This is a genomic window from Sporosarcina ureae (genome assembly GCF_002109325.1).
Lineage (GTDB): Bacteria > Bacillota > Bacilli > Bacillales_A > Planococcaceae > Sporosarcina > Sporosarcina ureae_C.
Map to the genome: position 1 here is coordinate 3,281,077 of NZ_CP015348.1, position 22,932 is coordinate 3,304,008.

Annotated in this window: 23 protein-coding genes and 1 other RNA gene; 19 read left to right on the top strand and 5 right to left on the bottom strand. The window is 39.9% G+C overall.

Annotated elements, in window-relative coordinates:
• Nucleotides 1-72: 72 nt before the first annotated feature.
• The 9 genes from SporoP32a_RS16080 to SporoP32a_RS16125 all read left to right on the top strand — a co-directional run bounded on the left by SporoP32a_RS16080 (nt 73) and on the right by SporoP32a_RS16125 (nt 9,418).
• A complete protein-coding gene (locus SporoP32a_RS16080) occupies nt 73-450 on the top strand; it encodes a YppE family protein (RefSeq protein ID WP_085428834.1) in 378 nt (125 codons plus the stop codon).
• Complete coding sequence (locus tag SporoP32a_RS16085; protein ID WP_099693209.1) at nt 443-2,707, top strand: DEAD/DEAH box helicase; 2,265 nt, start codon at nt 443-445, stop codon at nt 2,705-2,707. Before SporoP32a_RS16080 ends, SporoP32a_RS16085 begins: the two co-directional genes overlap by 8 nt.
• 177 nt (nt 2,708-2,884) lie before the next feature.
• On the top strand, nt 2,885-5,086 hold the full coding sequence (locus SporoP32a_RS16090; RefSeq protein ID WP_085428835.1) for a 5'-nucleotidase C-terminal domain-containing protein: 2,202 nt from the start codon (nt 2,885-2,887) through the stop codon (nt 5,084-5,086).
• 344 nt (nt 5,087-5,430) lie between these two features.
• Nucleotides 5,431-5,619, top strand: a complete 189-nt coding sequence (locus tag SporoP32a_RS16095) for a hypothetical protein (protein WP_085428836.1) — start codon at nt 5,431-5,433, stop codon at nt 5,617-5,619.
• A 63-nt stretch (nt 5,620-5,682) separates the two neighbouring features.
• Nucleotides 5,683-6,267, top strand: a complete 585-nt coding sequence (locus tag SporoP32a_RS16100) for a histidine phosphatase family protein (protein WP_232319553.1) — start codon at nt 5,683-5,685, stop codon at nt 6,265-6,267.
• 73 nt (nt 6,268-6,340) lie between these two features.
• The gene (locus SporoP32a_RS16105) at nt 6,341-6,805 is read left to right on the top strand and encodes a hypothetical protein (RefSeq protein ID WP_085428838.1); all 465 of its coding nucleotides are present in this window, start codon (nt 6,341-6,343) and stop codon (nt 6,803-6,805) included.
• A gap of 365 nt (nt 6,806-7,170) precedes the next feature.
• Nucleotides 7,171-7,404: a hypothetical protein gene (locus SporoP32a_RS16115; RefSeq protein ID WP_232319554.1), complete on the top strand. Its 234-nt coding sequence runs from the start codon at nt 7,171-7,173 to the stop codon at nt 7,402-7,404.
• Nucleotides 7,405-7,659: 255 nt separating this feature from the next.
• Nucleotides 7,660-8,559: a DMT family transporter gene (locus tag SporoP32a_RS16120; protein WP_085428841.1), complete on the top strand. Its 900-nt coding sequence runs from the start codon at nt 7,660-7,662 to the stop codon at nt 8,557-8,559.
• Between the two features lie 301 nt (nt 8,560-8,860).
• On the top strand, nt 8,861-9,418 hold the full coding sequence (locus SporoP32a_RS16125) for a GNAT family N-acetyltransferase (protein WP_085428842.1): 558 nt from the start codon (nt 8,861-8,863) through the stop codon (nt 9,416-9,418).
• 323 nt (nt 9,419-9,741) lie between these two features.
• On the opposite strand, the gene SporoP32a_RS16130 is transcribed toward SporoP32a_RS16125, so the two are convergent.
• Nucleotides 9,742-10,176 (bottom strand): TMEM175 family protein, encoded by a 435-nt coding sequence (locus SporoP32a_RS16130; protein ID WP_232319555.1) that lies wholly within the window; start codon nt 10,174-10,176, stop codon nt 9,742-9,744.
• 194 nt (nt 10,177-10,370) lie between these two features.
• Here SporoP32a_RS16130 and SporoP32a_RS16135 point away from each other — a divergent pair, with 194 nt between their 5' ends.
• The 3 genes from SporoP32a_RS16135 to SporoP32a_RS16145 all read left to right on the top strand — a co-directional run bounded on the left by SporoP32a_RS16135 (nt 10,371) and on the right by SporoP32a_RS16145 (nt 12,697).
• Nucleotides 10,371-10,724, top strand: a complete 354-nt coding sequence (locus SporoP32a_RS16135; protein WP_085428843.1) for a hypothetical protein — start codon at nt 10,371-10,373, stop codon at nt 10,722-10,724.
• A 232-nt stretch (nt 10,725-10,956) separates the two neighbouring features.
• Nucleotides 10,957-11,325, top strand: a complete 369-nt coding sequence (locus SporoP32a_RS16140) for a DUF488 domain-containing protein (RefSeq protein WP_085428844.1) — start codon at nt 10,957-10,959, stop codon at nt 11,323-11,325.
• A gap of 76 nt (nt 11,326-11,401) precedes the next feature.
• Nucleotides 11,402-12,697, top strand: a complete 1,296-nt coding sequence (locus tag SporoP32a_RS16145; protein ID WP_085428845.1) for a DUF2254 domain-containing protein — start codon at nt 11,402-11,404, stop codon at nt 12,695-12,697.
• Nucleotides 12,698-12,742: 45 nt separating this feature from the next.
• Here the strand turns inward: SporoP32a_RS16145 and SporoP32a_RS16150 are convergent, their stop codons facing one another.
• Nucleotides 12,743-13,189, bottom strand: coding sequence for a DUF4385 domain-containing protein (locus SporoP32a_RS16150; RefSeq protein WP_085428846.1), 447 nt, complete (start codon nt 13,187-13,189; stop codon nt 12,743-12,745).
• A gap of 125 nt (nt 13,190-13,314) precedes the next feature.
• Between SporoP32a_RS16150 and SporoP32a_RS16155 the strand changes: the two genes are divergently transcribed.
• From SporoP32a_RS16155 to gpsB, 4 genes are all read left to right on the top strand, one after another.
• Nucleotides 13,315-13,536 (top strand): transcriptional regulator, encoded by a 222-nt coding sequence (locus SporoP32a_RS16155; RefSeq protein ID WP_085428847.1) that lies wholly within the window; start codon nt 13,315-13,317, stop codon nt 13,534-13,536.
• Between the two features lie 151 nt (nt 13,537-13,687).
• Nucleotides 13,688-13,810, top strand: a complete 123-nt coding sequence (locus SporoP32a_RS17390) for a hypothetical protein (RefSeq protein WP_257788341.1) — start codon at nt 13,688-13,690, stop codon at nt 13,808-13,810.
• Nucleotides 13,800-15,074 (top strand): ribonuclease H-like domain-containing protein, encoded by a 1,275-nt coding sequence (locus tag SporoP32a_RS16160; RefSeq protein ID WP_085428848.1) that lies wholly within the window; start codon nt 13,800-13,802, stop codon nt 15,072-15,074. Before SporoP32a_RS17390 ends, SporoP32a_RS16160 begins: the two co-directional genes overlap by 11 nt.
• Nucleotides 15,075-15,133: 59 nt before the next feature.
• Nucleotides 15,134-15,451, top strand: a complete 318-nt coding sequence (gene gpsB, locus SporoP32a_RS16165) for a cell division regulator GpsB (protein WP_232319556.1) — start codon at nt 15,134-15,136, stop codon at nt 15,449-15,451.
• Between the two features lie 62 nt (nt 15,452-15,513).
• Here gpsB and SporoP32a_RS16170 read toward each other — a convergent pair whose 3' ends face one another.
• Both SporoP32a_RS16170 and SporoP32a_RS16175 read right to left on the bottom strand, forming a co-directional pair.
• Entirely contained in the window at nt 15,514-16,179 is a 666-nt protein-coding gene (locus SporoP32a_RS16170; RefSeq protein ID WP_232319557.1) for a DNA-3-methyladenine glycosylase family protein, read from the bottom strand.
• Nucleotides 16,180-16,212: 33 nt separating this feature from the next.
• Nucleotides 16,213-18,477, bottom strand: a complete 2,265-nt coding sequence (locus SporoP32a_RS16175) for an ATP-binding cassette domain-containing protein (protein ID WP_085428850.1) — start codon at nt 18,475-18,477, stop codon at nt 16,213-16,215.
• Between the two features lie 244 nt (nt 18,478-18,721).
• Here SporoP32a_RS16175 and rnpB point away from each other — a divergent pair.
• From rnpB to SporoP32a_RS16190, 3 genes are all read left to right on the top strand, one after another.
• Nucleotides 18,722-19,097: RNase P RNA component class B (rnpB, locus tag SporoP32a_RS16180), an RNA gene on the top strand.
• Between the two features lie 141 nt (nt 19,098-19,238).
• Nucleotides 19,239-20,366: a THUMP domain-containing class I SAM-dependent RNA methyltransferase gene (locus SporoP32a_RS16185; protein ID WP_085428851.1), complete on the top strand. Its 1,128-nt coding sequence runs from the start codon at nt 19,239-19,241 to the stop codon at nt 20,364-20,366.
• Nucleotides 20,367-20,428: 62 nt separating this feature from the next.
• Nucleotides 20,429-22,330, top strand: a complete 1,902-nt coding sequence (locus tag SporoP32a_RS16190; protein WP_085428852.1) for an ATP-dependent DNA helicase — start codon at nt 20,429-20,431, stop codon at nt 22,328-22,330.
• Nucleotides 22,331-22,391: 61 nt separating this feature from the next.
• Here SporoP32a_RS16190 and SporoP32a_RS16195 read toward each other — a convergent pair whose 3' ends face one another.
• Nucleotides 22,392-22,850: a chemotaxis protein CheX gene (locus tag SporoP32a_RS16195; protein ID WP_085428853.1), complete on the bottom strand. Its 459-nt coding sequence runs from the start codon at nt 22,848-22,850 to the stop codon at nt 22,392-22,394.
• Nucleotides 22,851-22,932: the final 82 nt, after the last annotated feature.

Below are 22,932 nucleotides of genomic sequence, written 5' to 3' on the forward strand. Positions count from 1 at the left end.
GTGTGTTCCTATATCTGATAAAATGAATAGAAGTACGTTTTTAATGATAGACACTAAAGGAGTTTTCTATAGATGAACAAGATAACAGATACAAAATTATTACTTACGATTTGTGATGAATGTGAGCAACGTTTTTACAGAATGAGAGAAACTGATCATGAACCCGATTTCTTTGGAGAAGTAAAACCATATGCGGATCGTAGCCACAAGGCCATTGCCGATTGGGCAGATGAAATGAAAGTATGGATTAAGAAAGAAAAACCTCTTTATGTACATGAGGTCCAAATCGATTCATTGAAAGATTCGATGACACAATTCGTCGTACAATCTTTTTACAAAGCGACCGGTAAAAAGCGCTTTATCTTATCGATACGTGCAGCACGCTACACATTACAGACGGTTTTAGATGCGATGAACACAGATAAAGGAGTGGACCACGTGAATGAATAAACACAGTATACCGGATACCATTCAAGAGCTATTTGCGGATTCTCGCTTTGGTCCTAATATCGCCTATATAGAAACAGTAAAAGAGCAAGAGGCGGTCATCGCGGAGTTTCCTCCGAAGTTGCATCCTTCCATTCGGAAAGCTTTGGCGATGAAAGGTATTACACAGTTATACAGTCACCAGAGACAAGCGTTTGACTCAGTTAGCGAAGGGCACTCTATTACTGCCATTACACCGACTGCATCAGGAAAATCACTTTGTTATCATTTGCCTGTATTGCAGTCGATTTTGGATGATCCATCTTCACGTGCACTGTACTTGTTTCCAACGAAAGCCTTGGCACAAGATCAACTAGCTGATTTACATGACTTGATTGAAGCGAGTGGAGAAACGATTTTAAGTCACACGTATGACGGCGATACCGCTCCAGGTTTACGAACGAAAGTCAGAAAATCAGGTCATATTATTTTGACGAACCCCGACATGTTGCATTCAGCCATATTACCCCATCATACGAAATGGATTTCATTGTTCGAGAACTTGAAATATATTGTCGTAGATGAACTTCATACGTATAAAGGTGTATTCGGTAGTCATGTGGCGCATGTTTTAAGAAGGTTGCAGCGCATTTGTAACTTTTACGGCAGTGATCCGATTTTCATTTGTACGTCTGCGACGATTTCGAATGCAAAGGAACTGGCAGATAATTTAACGAACAAAGACATGGTATTGATCGATCAAAACGGAGCACCACGCGGCAAGAAGCATTTTGTTTTCTACAATCCACCCATCGTCCATGACGTGTTTGGTATACGTAGAAGTGCCGTGCTTGAAGTACGTGATTTAGGTGCGTTTTTATACCAGCGCCATATTCAGACGATCATTTTTGCACGAAGTCGGGTGCGTGTAGAAATGCTTGTTACGTATATGAAAGAACTGACGAAGAAAAAGTTGTTTGATAAAACGGTCATGGGTTATCGTGGCGGCTATCTTCCGTCAGAACGGAGAACGATTGAAAGTGGCTTAAAGAACGGCGATATTCGTACAGTAGTAAGTACGAATGCGCTAGAACTCGGTATTGATATTGGACAATTGCAAGCTTGTATTATGACAGGTTACCCGGGAAATATTGCGAGTGCCTTGCAACAAGCAGGTCGTGCGGGTAGACGTCAGGAAGACGCGTTAATTATTTATGTAGCGCAATCAATGCCGCTTGATCAGTATATTATTCAACACCCGCAATACTTGCTCGGACGGCAACCTGAAGAAATCCATATTCATCCGGACAATATGTTGATTTTGATGGATCATTTAAAATGTGCTTCATTTGAATTGCCTTTTAGTTCCACTGAAACATACGGTGAGTTTGAAGTGCAGGAATTATTAGCATTTCTACAGAGCGAAGGAGTTTTATTACAAACGTCTGATAAATGGCATTGGATGACGGATCGTTTTCCAGCAGGCGAAATCAGTTTACGTTCCGCATCGCAAGAAAATGTCATCATCATTGATCAAACATTTCCAAAAGAGACGCGCGTAATTGGAGAAATGGATCGTTTCAGCGCGATGACTTTATTGCATGAAGAAGCCATTTATTTACATCAAGGGACGCAGTATCAAGTGGAGATGCTCGACTGGGAAGAAAAGAAGGCCTATGTAACGGTTGTTGATGTTGATTATTTCACTGATGCAAATCTCGCAGTGGAATTGAAAGTTATAAGTGAAGACAAACGCATGGAAGACGGAGATCGAACACTAGCATATGGGGATTTAGCCGTGCTAGCGATTCCGACAATCTTCAAGAAAATAAAATTCGATACACATGATAATATCGGCTCAGGTCCAATTTCGTTACCTGCAGAAGAAATGCATACGTCAGGTACTTGGTTAACATTCGATGTACCAGAGGACTGGGAGAAATCGGACTTGACGGATGCCATGACTGCTGCAGCATACGTTATTCAGTCGTTAGTACCATTATTTATTAAATGTGATCGCAACGATATTCACGTAGTTCCACAAGTGAAAGCGATTCATATGGAACGTCCTACATTCTTTATTTATGATAGTTATCCAGGTGGAATTGGATTAAGCGAGAATATTTACAGTCGTTGGCGAGAATTATTGATGCTATCTGCAGATCACGTGGCGGAGTGTCCATGTGAGTATGGATGTCCAGTATGTATCGGGGCACAGGAAGCAGGGCAGAAGGACAACAAACATCGAGCGCATAGTTTGCTGGCGGAGTTGGCGAAATGATTGAGGAGAGTTGGAGCTTTTGGCTTCGACTCTTTTTTATAAAACATCCATTCGAGTAAATAGAAATTTCAATTATTTTTAGTAATAATTACAACACCATTTACTATATCAAACTATATTCTGCTATTATGAGTATGTAGAGCTATTAAACTACTAAATAATAGGGGGTACAGACCAATGAAGGAAAGAACATTCCGGAAGTTTGGCGCGACGTTTGTTGTCGCTAGTGCAGTAGTAGTAGCAGGGGCATCAGTTGGTGCAGCGGAGCAGTGGTATAGTGATGTGTCAAAGGAAAATACACATTATGCTGCAATTAAAGCTTTGACAGATCAAAACATTATCCAGGGGTATTCTGAAAATCTGTTTAAGCCAGGTAATTCAATTGAGCGTCGGCATGCGGCATTGATTTTAGCCAAGCTAGGCGACTTTGAAGAACCAACTAATGTAGGGGAAGTATTAAAAAAGTATAAAGACGTATCCGGTACTAGTTATTATGCAAAAGAGATGGCTACACTGACGAATGCAAATGTGTTCAATGGTGATGAAAAAGGTAACTTCAATCCGACAGCAGCGCTTACGCGTCAGCAAATGGCTAACGTACTTGTGAAAGCGCTTAATTTGGAAAAATATGATACGGGTGAAAAAGTTCAAATCAACTTATCGAATGTAGGAGAATCACATAAAAAAGGTGTGCAAATCATGGCGAACCTTGGTTTGACAGATCAGCTAAATAACTTTAGACCGAATGAGCCTGTCACGCGCGGCGCATTTTCATCATTCATTCACCGAGCGCAGCAACTGCAACCAGAGTCAGACGACTTTACATTGTCATTGATGCATATGAATGATACGCATGCGCGTGTAGCGGAAATGCCGAAAGCGATTACCGCTATTAAAGAAGTTCGAAACGAAAAGCCAGATGCATTGCTTCTTCACGGCGGAGATGTATTCTCAGGAACATTATATTTCTCAGAGTTTGAAGGACAAGCCGATCTAGAACTGATGAATTTAATGGGTCTAGATGCAATGGTATTTGGTAATCATGAATTTGATTTAGGGAATAGTGTAAACGGTCACGAATCATTGGCGAATTTTGTGAAAGGCGCTAATTTCCCTGTAATCAGTAGTAATATAGATTTCTCTAAAGATGCTCATTTGAAAAGCCTTGTAAGCAAAACAGACTTTACAAGCACACCGGCATTGGGAGAAATTCATAAAGGCTTGATTAAGGAAGTGAACGGAGAAAAGGTTGGAATCTTCGGATTGACGACTGAAAGCACAGCGTTCGTTGCTAGTCCAGGTGCTGTAGAGTTCTTGGATTATAAGGAGTCTGCTGAAAAAGCTGTAGCTTATTTTGAGAGCCAAGGTGTCAATAAAATTATTTCCGTAAATCATCTAGGCTTTGACAGTGATCCGTCTGTAGGGAATGATTTACTTCTCGCTCAAGCGGTTGAGGGTATCGATATTATCGTAGGTGGGCATTCACATACGAAACTATCTGAACCTGTTATTGTCGATAAAAAAGCAAATGGAGATCAGAAGGACCCTACAGTCATTGTTCAAGCAGATCAGTACTTGACTCATCTAGGAACATTGGATGTAGAATTTGATAAAAACGGTGTAATTACAGGACAAGCGGGTAAATTAATCAGCTTAAAAGATAAAGCGGATGACGCTGAAGCTGCGAAAGCACTTCTGAAGTATTCAGGTAAAATCGATGAAACGTTTGGTAAGGAAATCGGTGCAACGTTAGAAGTAGATCTACCAAATCCGAGAAGTCGCGGAGAAGAAGGTCCGACTGACAGTGTGCGTGCCAATGAAACAGCACTTGGCAACTTAGTAACAGACGGAATGCTCGAAAAAGCGAAAGAATATGATGCAAAAACGGTAATTGCTCTACAAAATGGTGGAGGTATTCGCAATCACTTGAATAAAGGGCCCGTTACAGTGGGCGCTGTAATTGAAGTACTACCATTTGGTAATACATTATCTCTTGTCACGCTGACAGGTGCAGAAATTAAAAATACACTTGAGCATAGTGTGCGAAACTCTCCTAATGAAGAGGGCGGTTTCTTGCATATGTCTGGAATGAAAATGACATTTGACAGCAGTAAAAAACCTGGTGAACGCGTTCAGACAATGCAAGTGAAAATGAATGGTGAGTATGTAAATATTGAGATGGATCAAGAGTATGTTGTGACAACGAATGCCTTTACAGCTAGGGGCGGAGATGGCTTCGAGTTACTTGGGGAAGCGTATGAAAAAGGTCGCGTAGTGGATCTGGGATTAGATGATTGGGTCAACTTGCGCGATCATATGGTTAAGCTTGGAACAGTTAAGCCTGAGATTGAAGGACGCATTATTGATTTGAATAAGTAATGCGTGTTCACTGAAAATCGTTAGTGCTTAATCTAACGGATTCGGAACATGTGAAGGAAACGTTAAAAAACATAGCAAATGAGGACGCAATTCACAGGTGAATTTGCGTCCTCATTTTTGTCGTTGAATCAATATTTTCATTCTCCAGATTGATGAATTGTGTATGCAATAGTGCTGGCGGTCAGCCTGTTAATTGAAGGTTGGAATGATTTTTTTCGTAAGTAGTTTTGAAATAAATGAAAACGTTGAAGGCAAGAAAGTATTTTATGATAAAGTAGATTACAAAGGGATGGTTCCTTCAATGAATGGGCCAGATCAATGAGAAAAGTTAAGGGGATTGGGGTATGTTAAAAAAGGTTGTTAAGTATTGGCTAACCACTTGTTTAATTTTCTTAGTACTTATAACTATTACGCAATGGATATTTGATCCAGAGATTAGATGGATTCAAAATATAATAGTCGCTGTTGTTGCATATTTATTTCTTATAGTGATTGATTTGATTATCAAGTCATTAGCAAAAGCTAGAAAATAAATGTTTGGCTAATAACGATTCGGGCGCTTACATGGAATAAGAGCTGAGTTTAAATAAAGGTTGGTGGGAGACTTGAATCTAACATTTATAAGGCATGGTCAGGGAATTCATACACTGAATCCCCCAGATAGCTTACGTATCAAAAATCCATCCTTAACACAGAAAGGCATAGAACAAGCCAAATTATTAAGGCGTCAGTTCCCTTTGTCAGAAAACGATTTTATTATTATAAGTCCAACGAGGAGAACGCTGCAAACAGCTCTTATTTGGAGTAACGATACACAGTGTAGAAAAATTATAGATCCAAGGGTATCACCTAGGATGTTTCCTCAAAAAACGGAGGGGCTGACGCTTCCGTGTGACGAAATTATGGAGATAGAAGACATTAGAAACGAATTCCCCATCTTTGCCTTGGGTGAACATTGGTCCACCGAATTATGGACCAATGGTATAAATACTATGCCTGATCGGGAATTCAAAGTTCTTGGTGAGCGATTTCTTGGTTGGTGTAAACAACAATCAAAGGGAAACGTCTATATTGTTTCTCATGATGGAACCATCACATCTTACCGAAAATTGATTTCGAATCGTTTATTTACGAGAGATGACTTTCTAGATGATGGTGGTTGGATAAATGTTCTGTATTAAGCAATAGGGCCATTTTCTTGAATGGGATGGGTTAGCTAATGTGATAGATTTTTGTAAGGAATGGGGATGAAAGATGAAAAAGTTCAAGGAAATTGAATACTGGGATTTAACCGAGAATCCAAAAGATGATATTTATAAAAGGCTTATAAAAGTGCTGTGTAATAATTCAGATAAGTTTTATTTTATCATGAGGAAAGAACTTAAATATAATCAAGAAATACTTGCACAATTTGAGCCTTACACTCTAGAAACTTACAAAACAAAAAAATGGGCAGGGACGGAAACAAAAGGTCCAGCTGCAACAGTTTTTGTTATGGAATCAAATGAAGAAACCTATAAGCTGTTAGTAAAATATGCAAATAGTTTATATGATCGGGTTGCTCCAAAGTTACCTGAAGACTTAACGTTTATAAAGAATAACTTTATTTGGTTTTCCTGTACAACGCACGAAGAATTTGCAGGTTTTTCAATCCGTTCAGACTATTACAAGAATCTAATCTTTGGAATTCAAGGTTTGAAATTGGAACCCTTAGAATAAATCGCCTTAAGGTAACTTTATTAAAACAAACGGGCCAGATTGTGAAACCGCCGTGCAGTATTTCACGTACCGTCAGTTGGTAAACTCTTTAACTGAGAAGGGCATGGGGATATTATGAATGAAAGATGTCCAGGTTTACTGTTATTAGCAGTAATTATATGGATTGCTTATTTTGTTTGTGCAATAATATTCGGTCACAGTATATGGTTTGTTAAGATCCTCAGTTTGGCATCTGTTACTCTTTTGGGAATATTGGTTTTTATTGTTTGGAAGAACAAAGAAAGTGAAACTGAATTGCGGGATTAATTAAATTACAACAATCGGGCCAAATAGTTTTGTAAATTTATTAGATAAAAAGGAGGGGTATGTTGAAACTTCCGAAAGTCTCAGAAATAAAATTTTTTAAATTAATGATACATTCGTTTGTAGTTGTTTTTGTTTTAACTCTAATAACGCTTTTTAGTAAAGACTTACTAGGGTGGGCACTTGGACATCCAATTGAAAAAGATGTTAGGTATGTATCTACTGGTTTATTTATGATGTGGTTGTTATTTGCATTGCAAAAAGATAAATATAAAAGACAAAATAACGATTGTTGACAACTCTATAAAACAATCGGGAGCGATTGCTGCATAAATAATCGTACCCATACCGCAATCGGGCCATTTTATTCGTTAATACAGCTATAAATGGCTTTATTAATTTATTCTAGAAGGAGTTGAGACAGATGTTTTACGCTCCACTTTTTGAAAATGATGTACCAGCTGCATTCTCCCGCTCTTGACGGAGAGAATGTAAAGTGTACTTCTCTCCGTTAAGGCGCTTATAAAAAGCCTGAAAACGGAGGGTGCGGAATGAAAAATACATTTATTGGTTCATTATATCTAATTTTAGCCTCTAGCATTTGGGGAGGCATGTATGTTGTCGTTAAAGTTGTGGTGGCAGTTATACCACCGGTTGAACTTGTTTGGATAAGGTATGTGATTGCTCTTCTTGCTTTAGTCACGATTGGACTGTTAACCAAACAGAACTGGAAGATAAAAAAACAGCATATTGGCCTTATAGTTGCGATTGCAGTTATAGGGTATGCGGTCTCTATTGTTGCCCAGGAAACAGGAACAATGCTTACTACTGCACAAATGGGCGCGATTATAACATCTACAACACCAGCATTCATGGTTGTATTCGCTAGTTTAATCCTGAAAGAGCGCCTGTCTATCAGAAAATTTGTTTCGGTGTTTCTGGCGACTGTTGGTGTGATTGTGATTGTTGGGGTCGATAATCTGGATATGTCCAGTATGCTTGGTGGTCTATCGCTTATTATAGCAGCGTTGACATGGGCACTCATGTCCGTGCTTATAAAACGTCTGCCCCATGATTATTCTCAAATCGTTGTCACAACATATGCGACTTTAATCGCTGTGATTATTTTAACTCCCTTTGTTATTCCAAGATTGCCTGAGATTAATATGAGTGATCTGGTCAGACCAGAGATTTGGGGAGGTTTAATTTATCTGGGGATTATATCTACAGCCATTGCATTTCTGCTGTGGAATCGTGGTCTACAAATGTTAAATGCATCCAGTGGTGGTCTCTATTTTTTCTTCCAACCAATTGTGGGAGCTTTACTAGGATGGCTGATACTTGGCGAAACGCTTACTTTCACCTTTTGGATTGGATCCATCTTAATTCTCTTTGGTGTCTTGATTGTTATTAAAGACGAACATGGAAATCATCCTGAGAAAGCTTATTAAAAACGGATAACTGGGAACACAGATATTTAAAGGTATCTGTGTTCTTCTAGTTAATCTTTATCAGCTGAGTATTTATAGCTTTTATTCAATTTCACTATCGGGCGCAATTATGAAATAAAGTTCAGAAGCGCTCGCTCCGCTGCTCTTCGTTACAGCCAGCGACAGCGAGAGCGGTGACGAAGAACGGCTAAGCGAGTAGTTCACTGCCCGCCCATAGGTGATCGCTCTATATCGCAATCGGACGATACTGTTAGGAATCACAAGGTAAATGTTAAATTAAGTTAATGGAGTGTGGAAATAAATGGTGTATCTAGGTCATAAACCACTAATAGAAGGAGAGAAAGTCGTTCTCAGACCTTTTAAGGATGAAGACTTTCCTTTTATAGAAGAATGCTTAAAGGATCCCGAAGTATTAAAATTGACTGGGAGCAGTTCGGATTTTAATAGAGAATCAACTCTCGACTGGTACAATACAAGAAATGAACAAACCGATCGCTTGGATTTGGCTATAGTTGACCAATCCCAAGGCTTTCTAGTCGGAGAGGTAGTAGTCAATTTATATGATGAAAAAAATCACAGCATGAATTTCAGGATACTTATTGGTCCGAGGGGAAGGAATCGTGGATTAGGAACTGAAACAACCCAACTTATAGTTGATTATATATTTAATAACACGACACTGAACGAACTTACTTTAAGTGTTTTTGATATTAATCCAAGAGCCAAGCATGTGTATGAAAAGGTTGGCTTTCAAATAGAAAGTATTGATAAAAACGATCTTGAATTTGAAGGAGAATGGATAGATTCTATCAATATGAAACTGGAAAAAGAAAATTGGCTTAAAAGAAAAAACAGTTGAAATAATCTTAAGTGGGTTAAATTACTTATATGACGACCACCGGTAAACTAGGGTACAAGTCCGTACCCAATCGTATCCCTGTCACTCACTTTATTCGTAGAATAGGATCGTTTGGGTGACAGAGAGGCGACAATCAAGTCGATTTTTTAATGTCTCTCCACATGTTGCTGAATCACTCGCTGTCTATATCGATACCGTCACCGTATCCAAACCTTTCCATACTCGTTGTACATTAAACTTTACAACGTATCCCCGTTTTTTCTACTTGTTTACGAGAAGATCATTTATATGAATTAAATAGTACATACATCAACCATTTTTGGTTACTGAACAAATGTTTTTTCGATTCGTTTATCTGGGATGAACCAAATGATCGCAACTACTAAATACAAAGTATACGAAACAGCCGGTACCCAAAATGCAAACACGATCCCAGTGATATAAAGTAGCATGGACACTTTACCTTTCCAGTCAAAACCTATTTCTTTCGCTAAATCTGATTCGCCGCCTTCGCATTGAACGACTTGTTTTTGTAAAAATAAGTACGACACAGCACAAAGGAAAAGAATTACACCATAAAATAATGTCGGTACCGCTTCTAACGGATTCATTCCTACCCAAGCGGTCGAAAACGGAATGAGCGACATCCAAAATAACCAATGTAAATTACTCCATAGGACACGACCGTTCAAACGATTTAATTTATAAACTAAATGGTGGTTGTTCCAATAGATCCCCACATATACGAAACTTAACATTTAACTTATGATGATTGCTAGTACACCATCACTGAATGCTTCCATGCGACTTGTCTTCATATAGTGACGCTTAATTATCACATGTCCTAAAAATATTTTTAGTTGATGTATCCTTTACCGCATTATGCCTCTATATAGCATATGAGGAGATGAAAATGTATCTCCTACATTTGATTTCATTAGGAGGAAACTATATGTATTTATTACTCAATGAACCATCATTTACATTGCAAACAACTTTAGTTCTGGAAGTGGGATTGAATGAAGCTTTTTTACTGCAGCATCTGCATTATCGTTCACTCATATCAAAAAATAAACGGGATGGATATACGTGGGTGTACAAAACTTACGAGGATTGGAAGGAAGAGATACCATTTTGGTCACTCAATAAAATTCGGCGTACTATTTACAGCTTAGAATCTCAAGGGTATCTAATTTCGAATTCTTCGTATAATAAAATGAAAATTGATAGAACGAAATGGTATCGCATCGATTATACGAAGCCGATCTTCCAAATTCAAAATGGTACGGTGGATGTTTCAGATTGAAACGACTGCAACACAAAAAGAAACGACGGATGCACTCGAAATGGACAAATGGATTCATCCTTACTGGGTACACCAATAACCAATGTACTTTAAGTAAGTAAAGAATAAAGATATTGTCGAGATGAATCTCGACGTTGCATTTTTTAACAAACTATTTTTTAACGCACATACTATGTTAATTCATAGAATTTAGGGTAAAAGAAATAAGAGAGACTAACAGGAGGAGATCTGTATGCCAGTTCAAATTAAACGAGTTTATGAAGAAGCAAAGAAAGCAGATGGACTGCGAGTTCTAGTTGATCGTGTGTGGCCACGTGGAATGAGCAAGGAAGATGCGCATGTGGATGAATGGTTAAAAGAAATAGGCCCGAGTAAAGAACTTCGTCAATGGTTTGATCATGATCCCGATAAGTTTGATGAATTCAAGAAAAAGTACAAAGAAGAATTAAAGAATAGTGAAGAGCAGAAGGAAGAGTTAGAGAAATTGAAAGACTGGACGAAAGAGCATGAGAAGAATATGACGTTAGTGTTTGGAGCGAAGGATGAAAAGAATAATCAAGCTGTAGTATTAAAAGAAATCTTAGATCGTCAACAAGTGTAATCATGACACATAAGAAAAGTCGCTACTCCTTTTGAAAAACAGAATACAATAAAAAAGTAATCAAGGGGTGAAGAAAATGTCCATATTCAAGCGTTTCGTAGTAAGGATGCGTGAAAGTATATGGTTTATTCCAAGCATTTATACGATTCTCGCATCCATTTTTGCGCTAGCCACGGTTTTAGTCGACACAAAGTATAACAACGCCTTGAAAGAGTACATACCTAGTTATTTCCGAACAACGGTGGATTTAGCACAAACGATTTTAGGTACGTTATCAGGCGCATTGTTAACTATGACAACCGTCACGTTCTCAACGATCATGGTCGTGTTGACGATGTACTCGTCACAATTTTCACCTCGAGCACTTCAGAACTTCTTGAATAAATCATCTACTCAACGTGTGTTAGGGATTTTTATGGGAGGCTTTGTCTACACCATATTGTCGTTACTATTCATGCGTAAAGCATCGATCAATCATGAAGTGATTTCTGCTTCTGTCGGAGTTGCGATTGCCGTGATCTGTTTAGCATTCTTCGCATTCTTCATACATAATGTCGGAACTTCGGTTCAAGTAAGTCGGCTTATTCGTGAATTAACCGATGATGTACTCACTGCGCTTGACAGTGAAAAGGATGGAATGAAAGAAAATCGCGTCGTGTGGAGCGAAGAGAAACCTTTCTTCGCACAGAGTTTTACTTTTGTTAGTGAAGTAAAGAGTGGAAACTTTGGATACATACAATACATCGAATATGAAAAATTGACGAAATGGGCAAATGAACACCAAGCGATCATAGATATAGTAAAGCCGATTGGTGCATTTTGTGGAACACATACGAGTATTGCTACGGTGTACTCTCAGAAAGAATTATCTAGTGATAATCTTTCATCACATTTCATATTAGGTGAAGAACGCTCGATTTTACAAGATGTAGAGTACGGTATCGAAAAAATTGTGGAAATTGCGTTGCGTGCGCTGTCTCCAGGAATCAACGATCCGAATACGGCGATCCGCTGCATTCATTCGATAGGGGAAGTGTTACAGCGAGCTGCTTTATTACCAGGGGGTATTGCGGTGACGTATACCGAGGAGAACAAACCGTGTTTGGTGGCGGCGTATCCAAGTTCGGAAGACTATTTTTATGCAGCGTTCAGCCAAATTAGTTATTACGGTAATGAAGATGCAAGCATTCTCAATGCTTTATTGGACGCTCTTCTGTATATTGCACGTAATTTGGAAGATGATAAAACGAAAAAACTCGTTCAGTTGATGACCAATTATGCGTGGAATCATTTCACTCATTCAGTACTTGAACCGTTAGACAGCGCAAGACTGCAAGAGAAGCGTCAAGTAATAGACGAACTAACGAAGTAAAAAGCAATACATGCCTAGTAAGCATATACTGCTTTTTACTGGATATTATCCATACGCTTTCTGATGTGCTTTTTTACGCTTAATATAATCTTCATCTACACGAATAGCATCCCATCGTTCTTTGAAAATATTTGCAGATTCTGCCTTGATCGGATCCAAATCGCGTTCTTTTACGGTACCATCGTCATTATACTTTCGTCCGCTTTTATGATTCGCATAACGTCGTGCGCGGGTATAACCCATTTGAATGAATTTTCGTGCCATATCCATGCCAACAAAGTCGTCGTGTTTTCGATATTCTTCAAAGAGTTCACAAATTTGATCTGCCGACTCTTTTGCGATTTCAGGCGTTTTAAATCGCCAGTGAGGTAAAATTTCACTTTTATAAGGCTCGACCAATAACACACCTTGTTCTCCTTTGCCGACTCTATATAATTCAGGGTTTTTGCGTAAATCTAACGTACTGTAATCCAAATCATAATCGAATGGCATATACTCACATCCTTTTACTTCTATTTACCCACGTAGGAATGGTAAAAAACGTGAGAATACATAATGTAAAACACTTTACAACCGAACGTACATTCTTTATACTTGAATAAAGGGAGGGAACGAATGTGCGGTATTCATTAGAAAAGGCATTACAATATGGTGAAGTTCTCGAAGTGATGTATGAAGCAAAAGATGGTTCCATTAGCAAACGGAAAATTCGTGTACTGACTATACATGGTAAAACATTTACAGCGTATTGTTTTTTGCGTAACTCCAAACGGACTTTCCTAATTGATCGTGTACTGGCAGTTGTTCCTGTAAAGGTGAAAGAAGCGATTGTCATTTAATAAAAATAGTAATAGAAAGAAATCACGCGATGCATCCCTTTGCCAGGATCCATCGCTTTTTTGTTGATTTACGTCTGAAAATCAAATTTCATATAAAACTAAATAAATCATGTATAATTTAGAGAATAACGATTATTTTTGAGGTGAAGGTATGATAAACCAGAATGTACCGAACATAAAAGTGAATCCGTTCTATAGACAAACGGTTCAGCATATAGTGGATAGCCAACAAATAGGGGAACAGATAGATGAGTTGAATCGTCATGTCATATGAGCAGAAATTAATGGCGATGAAGTCGCTGTTGAAGAAGACGACAGTAGTTAAAGAAGTGGAAGAGACGTTTAAGGCGCCACCCGCACCCAGTTATGAAAAACGTTGGTTGACAACGGGCATGGAGAAAATAGAAAATGAATTCGGAGTCGTCTACAAGCGTGTAATTCATTATCCGCTAGATACGATGCACGGTGATTTTTGTTTGGGCGATGTAAAGCAAAAGTTGATGAAATGGTCTGAAGCTGATTATCTGCATCCATTAGCTCCGAATGCGGGCAAGCTTCTGTTTTTTGATACGGAAACAACGGGTTTAAAAGGCGCGGGAGCTGTTATTTTTCTCATTGGATTATTGGAATTACAATCCGATGAATTCGTCATGACGCAGTACGTCTTACCGAATCCCGACCATGAAGTAGCATTTCTTTATGCGTCAGAATTATGGAAAGAAGGACTCACTCTCGTCACCTATAACGGGAAAAGCTTTGACTTCCCTCAACTCCAAACTCGTTGGTCAATGCATAGGAAACTATTACCGCCACTGCCTGTTCCACATCAAGTCGATTTATTACATGGATCGCGCCGAATTTGGAAAGGACAGATGGAATCATTCAAGTTGACGGAAGTAGAGCGAACGCAGCTAGGCTTTCATCGGAAGGATGATATACCTGGCCATATGGCACCTATTATTTATCAAGACGCGGTAAAAAACGGCCGTGCTGAAATTTTAATGAAAGTCATGTGGCATAATGAATGGGATATTCTATCGCTGGTGACGCTGTTTAGTCTGTCTACGGATATTGTCATGGATGAAACTAGTCAGCATAACGCCCAAATCGCAACAAATATTGCCAAGTGGTTCCAAGACCTTGGTTTGAAAGATCATAGTTATAAGGAACTTCAACGAATTGCGAAAGAGTACGGGACGAGTTATCCTATAACGCATTATCATTTAGGCTTTTTACTAAAGCGTCATAAAGAATTCGATCGAGCCATACAATCATTTGAAATCGTCGCAACACACGGTACTGGCAGAGAACAAGTACTAGCTTACGAGGAACTCGCGAAACTATATGAACATCAAATAAAGGATTACTCGCTCGCATATGAGCGCATACTACGTGCAGATCAACTCTTGCAGAAACCCAATGAATTGACCATGCGTTTTAGTCAACGCATGAAGAAATCGATAGCCAAGCGGGAAATGCGAGTGAATAGAAAATTGTTTCCTGGGCAAGCGCAAGAAGCGCCACAAGAAGAACAATAGTCTTTTTCAGTAAGACAAAGAATGACAACATATGCTATAATGACCTTATGGAATCATAGATGGAAGGACGTTTTGTCATGGAATTAAAGCTAGATACGAAAACGATCTTGGAAAAAGAATTTAAGCAAGCTATTCGAGGGTATAAACAAGAAGAAGTAGACTGGTTTTTGGATGACGTCATTCAAGACTATGAAACATTCAAAAAAGAAATCGCACGTCTACAAGAAGAAAACACGAGATTGAAGTCAGAAGTCAATTCATCCCAGAGACGCTCTCAAACACCCGCACCTCAAACGACGAATATTGATATCATTCAGCGCATCGCGAATCTTGAAAGAGAAGTATTTGGCGACAAATTGGTTCAGCCTGAGCAGTAAAAATTAGATAGTGTAATGAGAGAACCGCCACAGTAAAATGTGGCGGTTCTTTTTCGATGTATTCATTTTCTCGTTTCGACGACTTCTTCTAGCGATTGAAACTCTTGAACGAAATCTAGATGAATGGCTTCCCATAAATAGTGGGACGCAATGGAACGTTCAGGCGCCCATAGTGGCGATTTCTCAATGAGTAGTTGACGTCGTTCAGCCTTTTCCACTCCGTACAGCCACTGTGCAGATCGCTGGATTCCTACGTCATCTACAGCGAGTATATCTGGTCGGCCAAGTGATAAGATCAAAAACATCTCAGCTGTCCATTTACCGATACCTTTGACGTGAATTAATTGCTTCAGAATCTCGTCATCGTCATATGTTGCGATGTGATCTAGATCAAGATCACCATTTGCGATTTTGTCTGCAAGATCCTTGACGTAGTCAGACTTTCTCATAGTCAAGCCAACTTCTCTCAACTGTTCTTTTGACGTCATGATTAAGCCGTCCACTGTTATATGCCCTCCAAGTAAATCGAGTAAACGAGCGTAGATCGCACTTGCAGCGTTCACTGAGATTTGCTGACCGATAATGGATCGCACTATGGATGATACATAATCTGTTCGTAAAGGTACTTCAATATCACCAATGAGCGATATTAACTGTTTCAGTCTTGGATCTTTTGCGCCAAGAGATTGGACTGCTGGATCCCGTGTAGTGATGTGAAGTATTTCCAAAGCGCTCACCTCAAGTATTCAAGTTGTAAAGAATCAGACACCATCTTTCAACCATTTCGCCGTCAATGTATCAGCAGAAAGCATTTCTTGCGGTGTACCTTCAAAGAGAATCGTTCCTCCTCGTTTTCCTCCGCCCGGACCGAGTTCAATTACCCAGTCACTAGCTGCGATGAAATCTAAATTATGTTCAATGATTATGACTGAATTGCCTTTGTTTACAAGTCTCTGAAACAGTTCCAGTAGCTTGCCATTGTCACTCATATGCAATCCTAATGACGGTTCGTCTAATAGATAGATTTGTCCTTCGTTTTGTAAATGGCTCGCCAGTTTAAGCCGCTGTATTTCCCCGCCGCTCAATGAACTCGTCGTTTGTCCTAGCGTAAGATAATTCAACCCGACTTCATCCAGCATATCCATTCTTTTTAATATCTTCGGCATAACGAAATGTTCTTTCGCTTCGTCTACTGTTAACTCTAAAATTTCTGCAATGTTTTTCCCTTTGTACACATAGGAAAGGGCTTCATCTGAATAGCGCAATCCGCCGCAAGCTTCGCATACAACAGTTACCGGATCCGCAAATGCGACGTCAGGCGTAGTTACACCTTTTCCGTCACATACAGGACAAGCGCCTAACGAGTTAAAGCTAAATAGTCCTGCGGGTTGTCCTGTTTCTTTCGCTAGGATTTGCCGAATATCATCCATGATTCCCATATACGTAGCTAGTGTAGAACGGCTAGAGATCCCAATACGTCCTTGACTCACTTTAATGATGTCAGGATATTTTGCCGAAAACGCTTCAAATAATAAAGAACTTTTACCTGAGCCTGAGACGCCACAGACAGAAACAAGTACATTTTTAGGGATATCAATGGATACATCTTTGAGGTTGTTAGTATTCGCCTTCGTCACGACGAAATGATCGTTTGATTCGCGTGGGTGCATATTGATTTCTAATTTGTGATCGAGTTTCGTTAATGCAGAAGCCTTCTGTAATCCATCGGGCTTGCCTTGATAGACGATTTCTCCGCCTGCTGCGCCTGCACCGGGGCCCATTTCCACAATCTCATCTGCCACTTTTATAACGGATAAATCATGTTCGATCACAATGACGGTATTATGGTTAGCTTTTAGACCTTTGAGCATGCCGATTAACATATCCACTTCTTCTGGATGAAGACCTGCGCTTGGCTCATCGAAAATATAACTTATATTGTTTAAACTACTTCCTAAATGCCGTGCGATTTTGACTCGTTGTGCCTCGCCACCCGAAAGTGTTTCCATTTTTCGAGACAAGCTCAAATAGCCAAGACCTAAGTCAATCAGTTGTTGTACATTGGGAATTGCCTGTCGTGCGATAGACTCGCCAAGGGGATCAGATATATTTTGCAGTTCGGGCAAAAGCTCTGTTAATTCCAATTTATCGTATTGAGCAATATTGAAACCGTTAATTTTAGATTTCAACACTTCTGGATTTAATCCTGAACCGTCACAAGTAGGGCATAATGTATGCGTCGACACCGCCAGCACATCTTCTTGTGACGTTTGTTTAAGTTTCGTAATATCCCGATTAATATAGAGACGTACAAATCTAGGCAATAATCCATCCCACTCATGATCATGCGGACCATCTTTCGTGTGGAATGGCGCAAACACTCTTTCGCCTTCAGGAGGTCCATAAATCAATAAATTATATTGATCTTCAGGGTATTCTTTAATCGATAAGTCGGGATCGAATAACCCACCTGTCATCATCCATCTACCTTGCCATCCAGAAGGCGACAACGGCTTAAACTTCACAGCGTATTCTCGAAGCGACTTGTCCAAGTCGATAATTTTATGCAAATCAGGATACACTACTTCGCCAAAGCCATTACATTGCGGACATTTACCGAATGAACTTTGATTAGAGAAGTCTGTAGCCGAACCGATTGCGGGTGTACCGATACGCGAGAACAATAGACGAATCAATGGATGAATGTCCATATACGTCCCAACTGTTGAGCGAGTATTATCTCCAACCGGCTTTTGCTCTACTACGATAACTGGACTCAAATGCTGCATTAAATCAGCACGCGGTCGTTCATAACGAGGCATTTGGTTTCGTACGTAGAGTGGGTAATTCAATGTCATTTGCCGTCTACTCTCCGTTGCCAGCGTATCAAACACTACCGAACTCTTGCCCGATCCCGACAAGCCGGTAAACACCGTTATCTGTTCCTTTGGTAAATTTATATCTATATTTTTCAAATTATTCTCTCGTAATCCACGTAAAACAATCTCATCTTTGTTTTCCTTCATATAAGAGCCCTCCTCTACACAGTAAAAAGTAGTTCTGCTAGATGATTTCCCTAAATTACAGAAGTTACACTATGTAATTTGAAGAATTGATAAGTAGGAGTATGCAGGGGCTTCAATTCAAAACTACTCTCAACTCACTTTCCATTTCGGTAACATTTCACAACAACAATTAAATCTAACACTTTCCAAACGAATCCATTGTGTAAATTCGAGTTCTGGTGTATACTCAGGAGTGCCATAGAGAGTATTCAGGTAATCGCTGCAACTTCGGTTGTAGAGGAAAGTCCATGCTCACACGGATCTGAGATGACCGTAGTGTTCGTGCTCGGTGAAAAAATAAGCCGGGGCAATGCATTTGCATTGATGGCGGGAATAACTCCTAAGTCTTCGGATATGGACTAGATTCTCTGAAAGTGCCACAGTGACGTAGTCGGCATGGAAACATGTCGAGTGGAACGGGTAAACCCCACGAGTGAGAAACCCAAATTATGGTAGGGGCGTTCTTCCGAAAGAATTCAATGGAGGAAGGAACAGGCAATTGTCTGTAGATAGATGATTACCACTTCAAGTACGAGGCGCGAGCCGTTTGAGTACCGAAGAACAAAACATGGCTTACAGAATATTCTATGGCATTTATCTTACAATTTGCTCTCCTACAGTTTTGGGAGAGTTTTTCTTTTTATAGAAGCGAACGTATACATATACCTTTCTACAGATAGAAGGGACATATTGACCGAAACAAGAGAATGGAGTGTTGAAACATGAGTAAATACAATTTAGTAGCAACCGCTGCCATGGGGCTCGAATCCATCGTAGCATCTGAAATAAAAGATCTTGGCTATGAATGTCAGACAGAGAACGGAAAAGTCTATTTTTCGGGAGACGAAGAAGCAATCGCAAGAGCGAATATGTGGTTGCGCGTGGGCGACCGAGTACGAATTATTGTGGGCGAATTTAAAGCCTTCACATTTGATGAGTTATTCGAACGCACGAAAGCTTTGCCATGGGAAGAGTTCTTGCCAGTAGATGCGGCGTTCCCTGTGTCTGGTAAATCCGTCAAGTCCAAATTATTCAGTGTACCTGACTGTCAGGCAATCGTGAAAAAAGCTATAGTGGAACGTTTGAATAGCGCCTATAAACGTACTGGTTTCTTAAGCGAATCAGGTCCGCTGTTTAAATTAGAAGTTTCTATATTAAAAGATACCGTAACATTGACGATAGACTCAAGTGGTCAAGGCTTGCATAAACGCGGCTATCGTTTGGCTCAAGGGGATGCACCATTGAAAGAAACGATAGCTGCTGCACTCGTTAAACTTTCAAAATGGAGCCCGAACCGTCCATTTGTTGACCCGTTCTGTGGATCGGGTACGATTGCGATCGAAGCGGCAATGATTGGACAAAATCTAGCTCCAGGTTATAACCGTTCGTTCTTAAGTGAAGAGTGGCCATGGATGCAAGCGGATGTATGGGATCGTATTCGCGAAGAAGTAGAAGACGTTGCGAAGTATGATTTACAACTTGATATTCGCGGGTTTGATGTAGATCACAACATCGTCTCTGTGGCACAACGTAATGCGATGGAAGCAGGATTCACCGATTTGATTTCATTCGAGCAACGGGACGTGCGTGACTTGAGACTTGAAGGAGAAAACGGCGTCTTGATCGCCAATCCACCGTATGGTGAACGACTCGGTGAAGTGGAAGAAGCAGAAGATATTGCAGAAGTTCTTGGTGAGATTATGACACAATATCCATCATGGTCCGTATATATTTTATCTTCACTTGAAAACTATGAAACGATGTACGGCAAACGTGCAACGAAAAAACGTAAACTATTCAACGGATTCATTCGGACGGATTTGTATCAGTTCTGGGGAAAACGTTCATAATTAAACGAGCAGGAAGAGGAAGAGATGCCTCTTCCTTTCGCTTGCATTCAGGAGGAGTCAGTATGAATACAAAAATTCCATTTGAGTTGGATAAAGGTCAAACATTTTTTGAATCTCTCAACGATTGGCTCGGCGATACGCTATATGATGATTTAACAGAAAAAGGATTCGAATGCCGTGATGAGCAGATTTACATGGCATTTCAAATAGAAAAAGCCCTGAAAGAAAAGAATGTGTTGCTTGCGGAAGCGGGAGTAGGTACGGGAAAAACGATTGCGTACTTATTGCCAGCTATTGCCTATGCGCGTTATACAGGGAAGCCAGCTGTAATTTCCTGTGCAGATGAAACACTGATCGATCAATTGATCAAAGAAGAAGGCGATATTCAAAAATTGAGTACGGCTCTGAATATGACAGTGGACGTCCGTTTAGCTAAAGCACGCAATCAGTATATTTGTTTGAAGCGTCTAGAAGAAACTAGCATGAAGACGAATGAAGATTTTGTCGATTTGGTTGAAGATCAAATACCGGAATTCGTTCATGCCGAGCGTTCATTGCAGTCGGTATATCCTTACGGTGAGCGTTCGGATTATCCTTATTTGGCTGATGAAGAATGGGAAATGATCAATTATCATCCGATCATGCAGTGTGCGGCTTGTGATATTCGTAACCGTTGTGGGCAAACTATTCATCGTAATCATTACCGCGAAGCTGCGGACTTGATCATTTGCTCGCATGACTTTTATATGGAACATTTGTGGACTAAGGAATCGCGCGTCAGACAAGGGCAGTTACCTTTATTACCTGAAGTGTCGATGGTGGTCTTTGATGAAGGACATTTGCTTGAGTATTCCGCTCAGCGTGCATTGACATATGAAGTGCAAGAGCAAACGATTATCAATTTGCTGGAGCGTATTATGGTCGATGGAATTCGTGAGAAAACATTGCAACTAATGGAGCAATTGCTTGAAACACATGAACTATTTTTCACCCAACTGAAAACGAATGCAATTGAAAATGACAATGAGCGCCTGACAATCGAAAAGAACCAAGAAATGATGAGTCTCGCTGCAACTGCTGTTTCATTATCTCATGAACTGCTTGAAGAGTTTGTCTTTGAAGGTGAATTGTATGTCATTCCGGAATATGATTTAAAAATTGTTGAAGAGTATTTGGAGCAATATATTTATTCCATGGAATTGTTTGCTGGCGACAATGACGCAGTGGATTGGCTTGAAAATCGACGTGACGAAAGTACATTACTTATTATGCCAAGACTTGTAACGTCTATCTTGAAAGAAAAGTTATTTACGGGGACTATGCCGATCATCTTCTCGTCTGCCACACTATCCGTTGAGGAATCATTTGATTATTTGGCGTACAGTTTAGGTATCGTCGATTATCAATCCTTCTCCATCGCTTCACCATTTGATTATGAAAACGTTATGAAAATTCATTTGGAACAAGGAACTACTGAAGAGAATGTCACACGTCTTTCCGAGTTATTAGAAGTCGAGGAGCAGACATTGGTATTATTTAGTTCCAAGCAATCGATGATGGATGCTTACGACCAATTACCGCTTGAACAGAGCGTTATGGTGACGTATGAAGGCGAGCGTTCACTCTCCTCATTGGTGAAAGATTTCCAGCAACGCAAAGTGAATGTTTTCTTCTCCTATCATCTCTGGGAAGGTCTGGACTTGCCGAATGATGCGTTGACACGTGTCATCATCTTCGACTTGCCATTCCCGCCACATGACCCATTGTTTGAAGCGAGAAGAGAGTTCGCGGAAGATCCGTTTGACGAAGTCGATCTACCCTTTATGCTGTTGCGTTTGCGACAGGGGATTGGTCGATTGATCCGAACGAGCGATGATCATGGCTCAATTCATTTGTTTATGAAACCTGAGAATACAGAATTGCTACCGGTCATTGAGCGTGTACTCCCTGTACCGTTCTCTTGATCACAATAGAAAAAGCGTGCAGACGTCGGAGTTTATTCCGGCATCTACACGTTTTTTTATATTATCGTTCTTCGTCAATTGTAAGCAATAAATTGAGGATCTGGTCATCTTCAAATTTAACTGGAATTTTAAATGCTTGTTTAAAGCCATAAAATTTCGTTTGGCCCGTCATGACAGTAGGTGGAGAAATATCTAGCGTCAGCTCATCTTTCTCCAAAACGGTACATAGATTTCCTGCAATCATATTGCCAAGCTCGCCAGTGAAGGATTCGGCCATTTCTCCTTCGATTTGCATGCCAAACATCGCTTGACCGATTTCGCTAATAATCGAATGAGTAGGTTCTACAATTAAACGGCCTTTGATATCACCGATCAGTCCAATTAATACACTGATTTCACGTTGTTCGTATGGTTGTTGTATAAGGGCGGGAGAGAGGACTTGGAATTTCAGTGGGACGACAGTAGTGAGTGATGAAATCGTCGCGTTCAAAACTTTTTGTACGTTTGTTGCTGTATCCATCTAAAGAAACACCCTTTCACAAATTCGTTAGTAGTTCAATCATATCACTAAACATACCTAAAAGACTAGAATAATTTGACGG

What these genes read in the sequence shown, in the direction of transcription:
- SporoP32a_RS16145 (WP_085428845.1), top strand. Translation starts at nt 11,402, where the DNA reads ATGTCCATATTCAAGCGTTTCGTAGTAAGGATGCGTGAAAGTATATGG.
- SporoP32a_RS16175 (WP_085428850.1), bottom strand. Translation starts at nt 18,477, where the DNA reads ATGAAGGAAAACAAAGATGAGATTGTTTTACGTGGATTACGAGAGAAT.
- gpsB (WP_232319556.1), top strand. Translation starts at nt 15,134, where the DNA reads ATGGAAGGACGTTTTGTCATGGAATTAAAGCTAGATACGAAAACGATC.
- SporoP32a_RS16120 (WP_085428841.1), top strand. Translation starts at nt 7,660, where the DNA reads ATGAAAAATACATTTATTGGTTCATTATATCTAATTTTAGCCTCTAGC.
- SporoP32a_RS16080 (WP_085428834.1), top strand. Translation starts at nt 73, where the DNA reads ATGAACAAGATAACAGATACAAAATTATTACTTACGATTTGTGATGAA.
- SporoP32a_RS16090 (WP_085428835.1), top strand. Translation starts at nt 2,885, where the DNA reads ATGAAGGAAAGAACATTCCGGAAGTTTGGCGCGACGTTTGTTGTCGCT.
- SporoP32a_RS16115 (WP_232319554.1), top strand. Translation starts at nt 7,171, where the DNA reads ATGTTGAAACTTCCGAAAGTCTCAGAAATAAAATTTTTTAAATTAATG.
- SporoP32a_RS16160 (WP_085428848.1), top strand. Translation starts at nt 13,800, where the DNA reads ATGTCATATGAGCAGAAATTAATGGCGATGAAGTCGCTGTTGAAGAAG.
- SporoP32a_RS16140 (WP_085428844.1), top strand. Translation starts at nt 10,957, where the DNA reads ATGCCAGTTCAAATTAAACGAGTTTATGAAGAAGCAAAGAAAGCAGAT.
- SporoP32a_RS16185 (WP_085428851.1), top strand. Translation starts at nt 19,239, where the DNA reads ATGAGTAAATACAATTTAGTAGCAACCGCTGCCATGGGGCTCGAATCC.
- SporoP32a_RS16195 (WP_085428853.1), bottom strand. Translation starts at nt 22,850, where the DNA reads ATGGATACAGCAACAAACGTACAAAAAGTTTTGAACGCGACGATTTCA.
- SporoP32a_RS16130 (WP_232319555.1), bottom strand. Translation starts at nt 10,176, where the DNA reads ATGTTAAGTTTCGTATATGTGGGGATCTATTGGAACAACCACCATTTA.
- SporoP32a_RS17390 (WP_257788341.1), top strand. Translation starts at nt 13,688, where the DNA reads ATGATAAACCAGAATGTACCGAACATAAAAGTGAATCCGTTCTATAGA.
- SporoP32a_RS16105 (WP_085428838.1), top strand. Translation starts at nt 6,341, where the DNA reads ATGAAAAAGTTCAAGGAAATTGAATACTGGGATTTAACCGAGAATCCA.
- SporoP32a_RS16190 (WP_085428852.1), top strand. Translation starts at nt 20,429, where the DNA reads ATGAATACAAAAATTCCATTTGAGTTGGATAAAGGTCAAACATTTTTT.
- SporoP32a_RS16125 (WP_085428842.1), top strand. Translation starts at nt 8,861, where the DNA reads ATGGTGTATCTAGGTCATAAACCACTAATAGAAGGAGAGAAAGTCGTT.
- SporoP32a_RS16150 (WP_085428846.1), bottom strand. Translation starts at nt 13,189, where the DNA reads ATGCCATTCGATTATGATTTGGATTACAGTACGTTAGATTTACGCAAA.
- SporoP32a_RS16085 (WP_099693209.1), top strand. Translation starts at nt 443, where the DNA reads ATGAATAAACACAGTATACCGGATACCATTCAAGAGCTATTTGCGGAT.
- SporoP32a_RS16095 (WP_085428836.1), top strand. Translation starts at nt 5,431, where the DNA reads ATGTTAAAAAAGGTTGTTAAGTATTGGCTAACCACTTGTTTAATTTTC.
- SporoP32a_RS16135 (WP_085428843.1), top strand. Translation starts at nt 10,371, where the DNA reads ATGTATTTATTACTCAATGAACCATCATTTACATTGCAAACAACTTTA.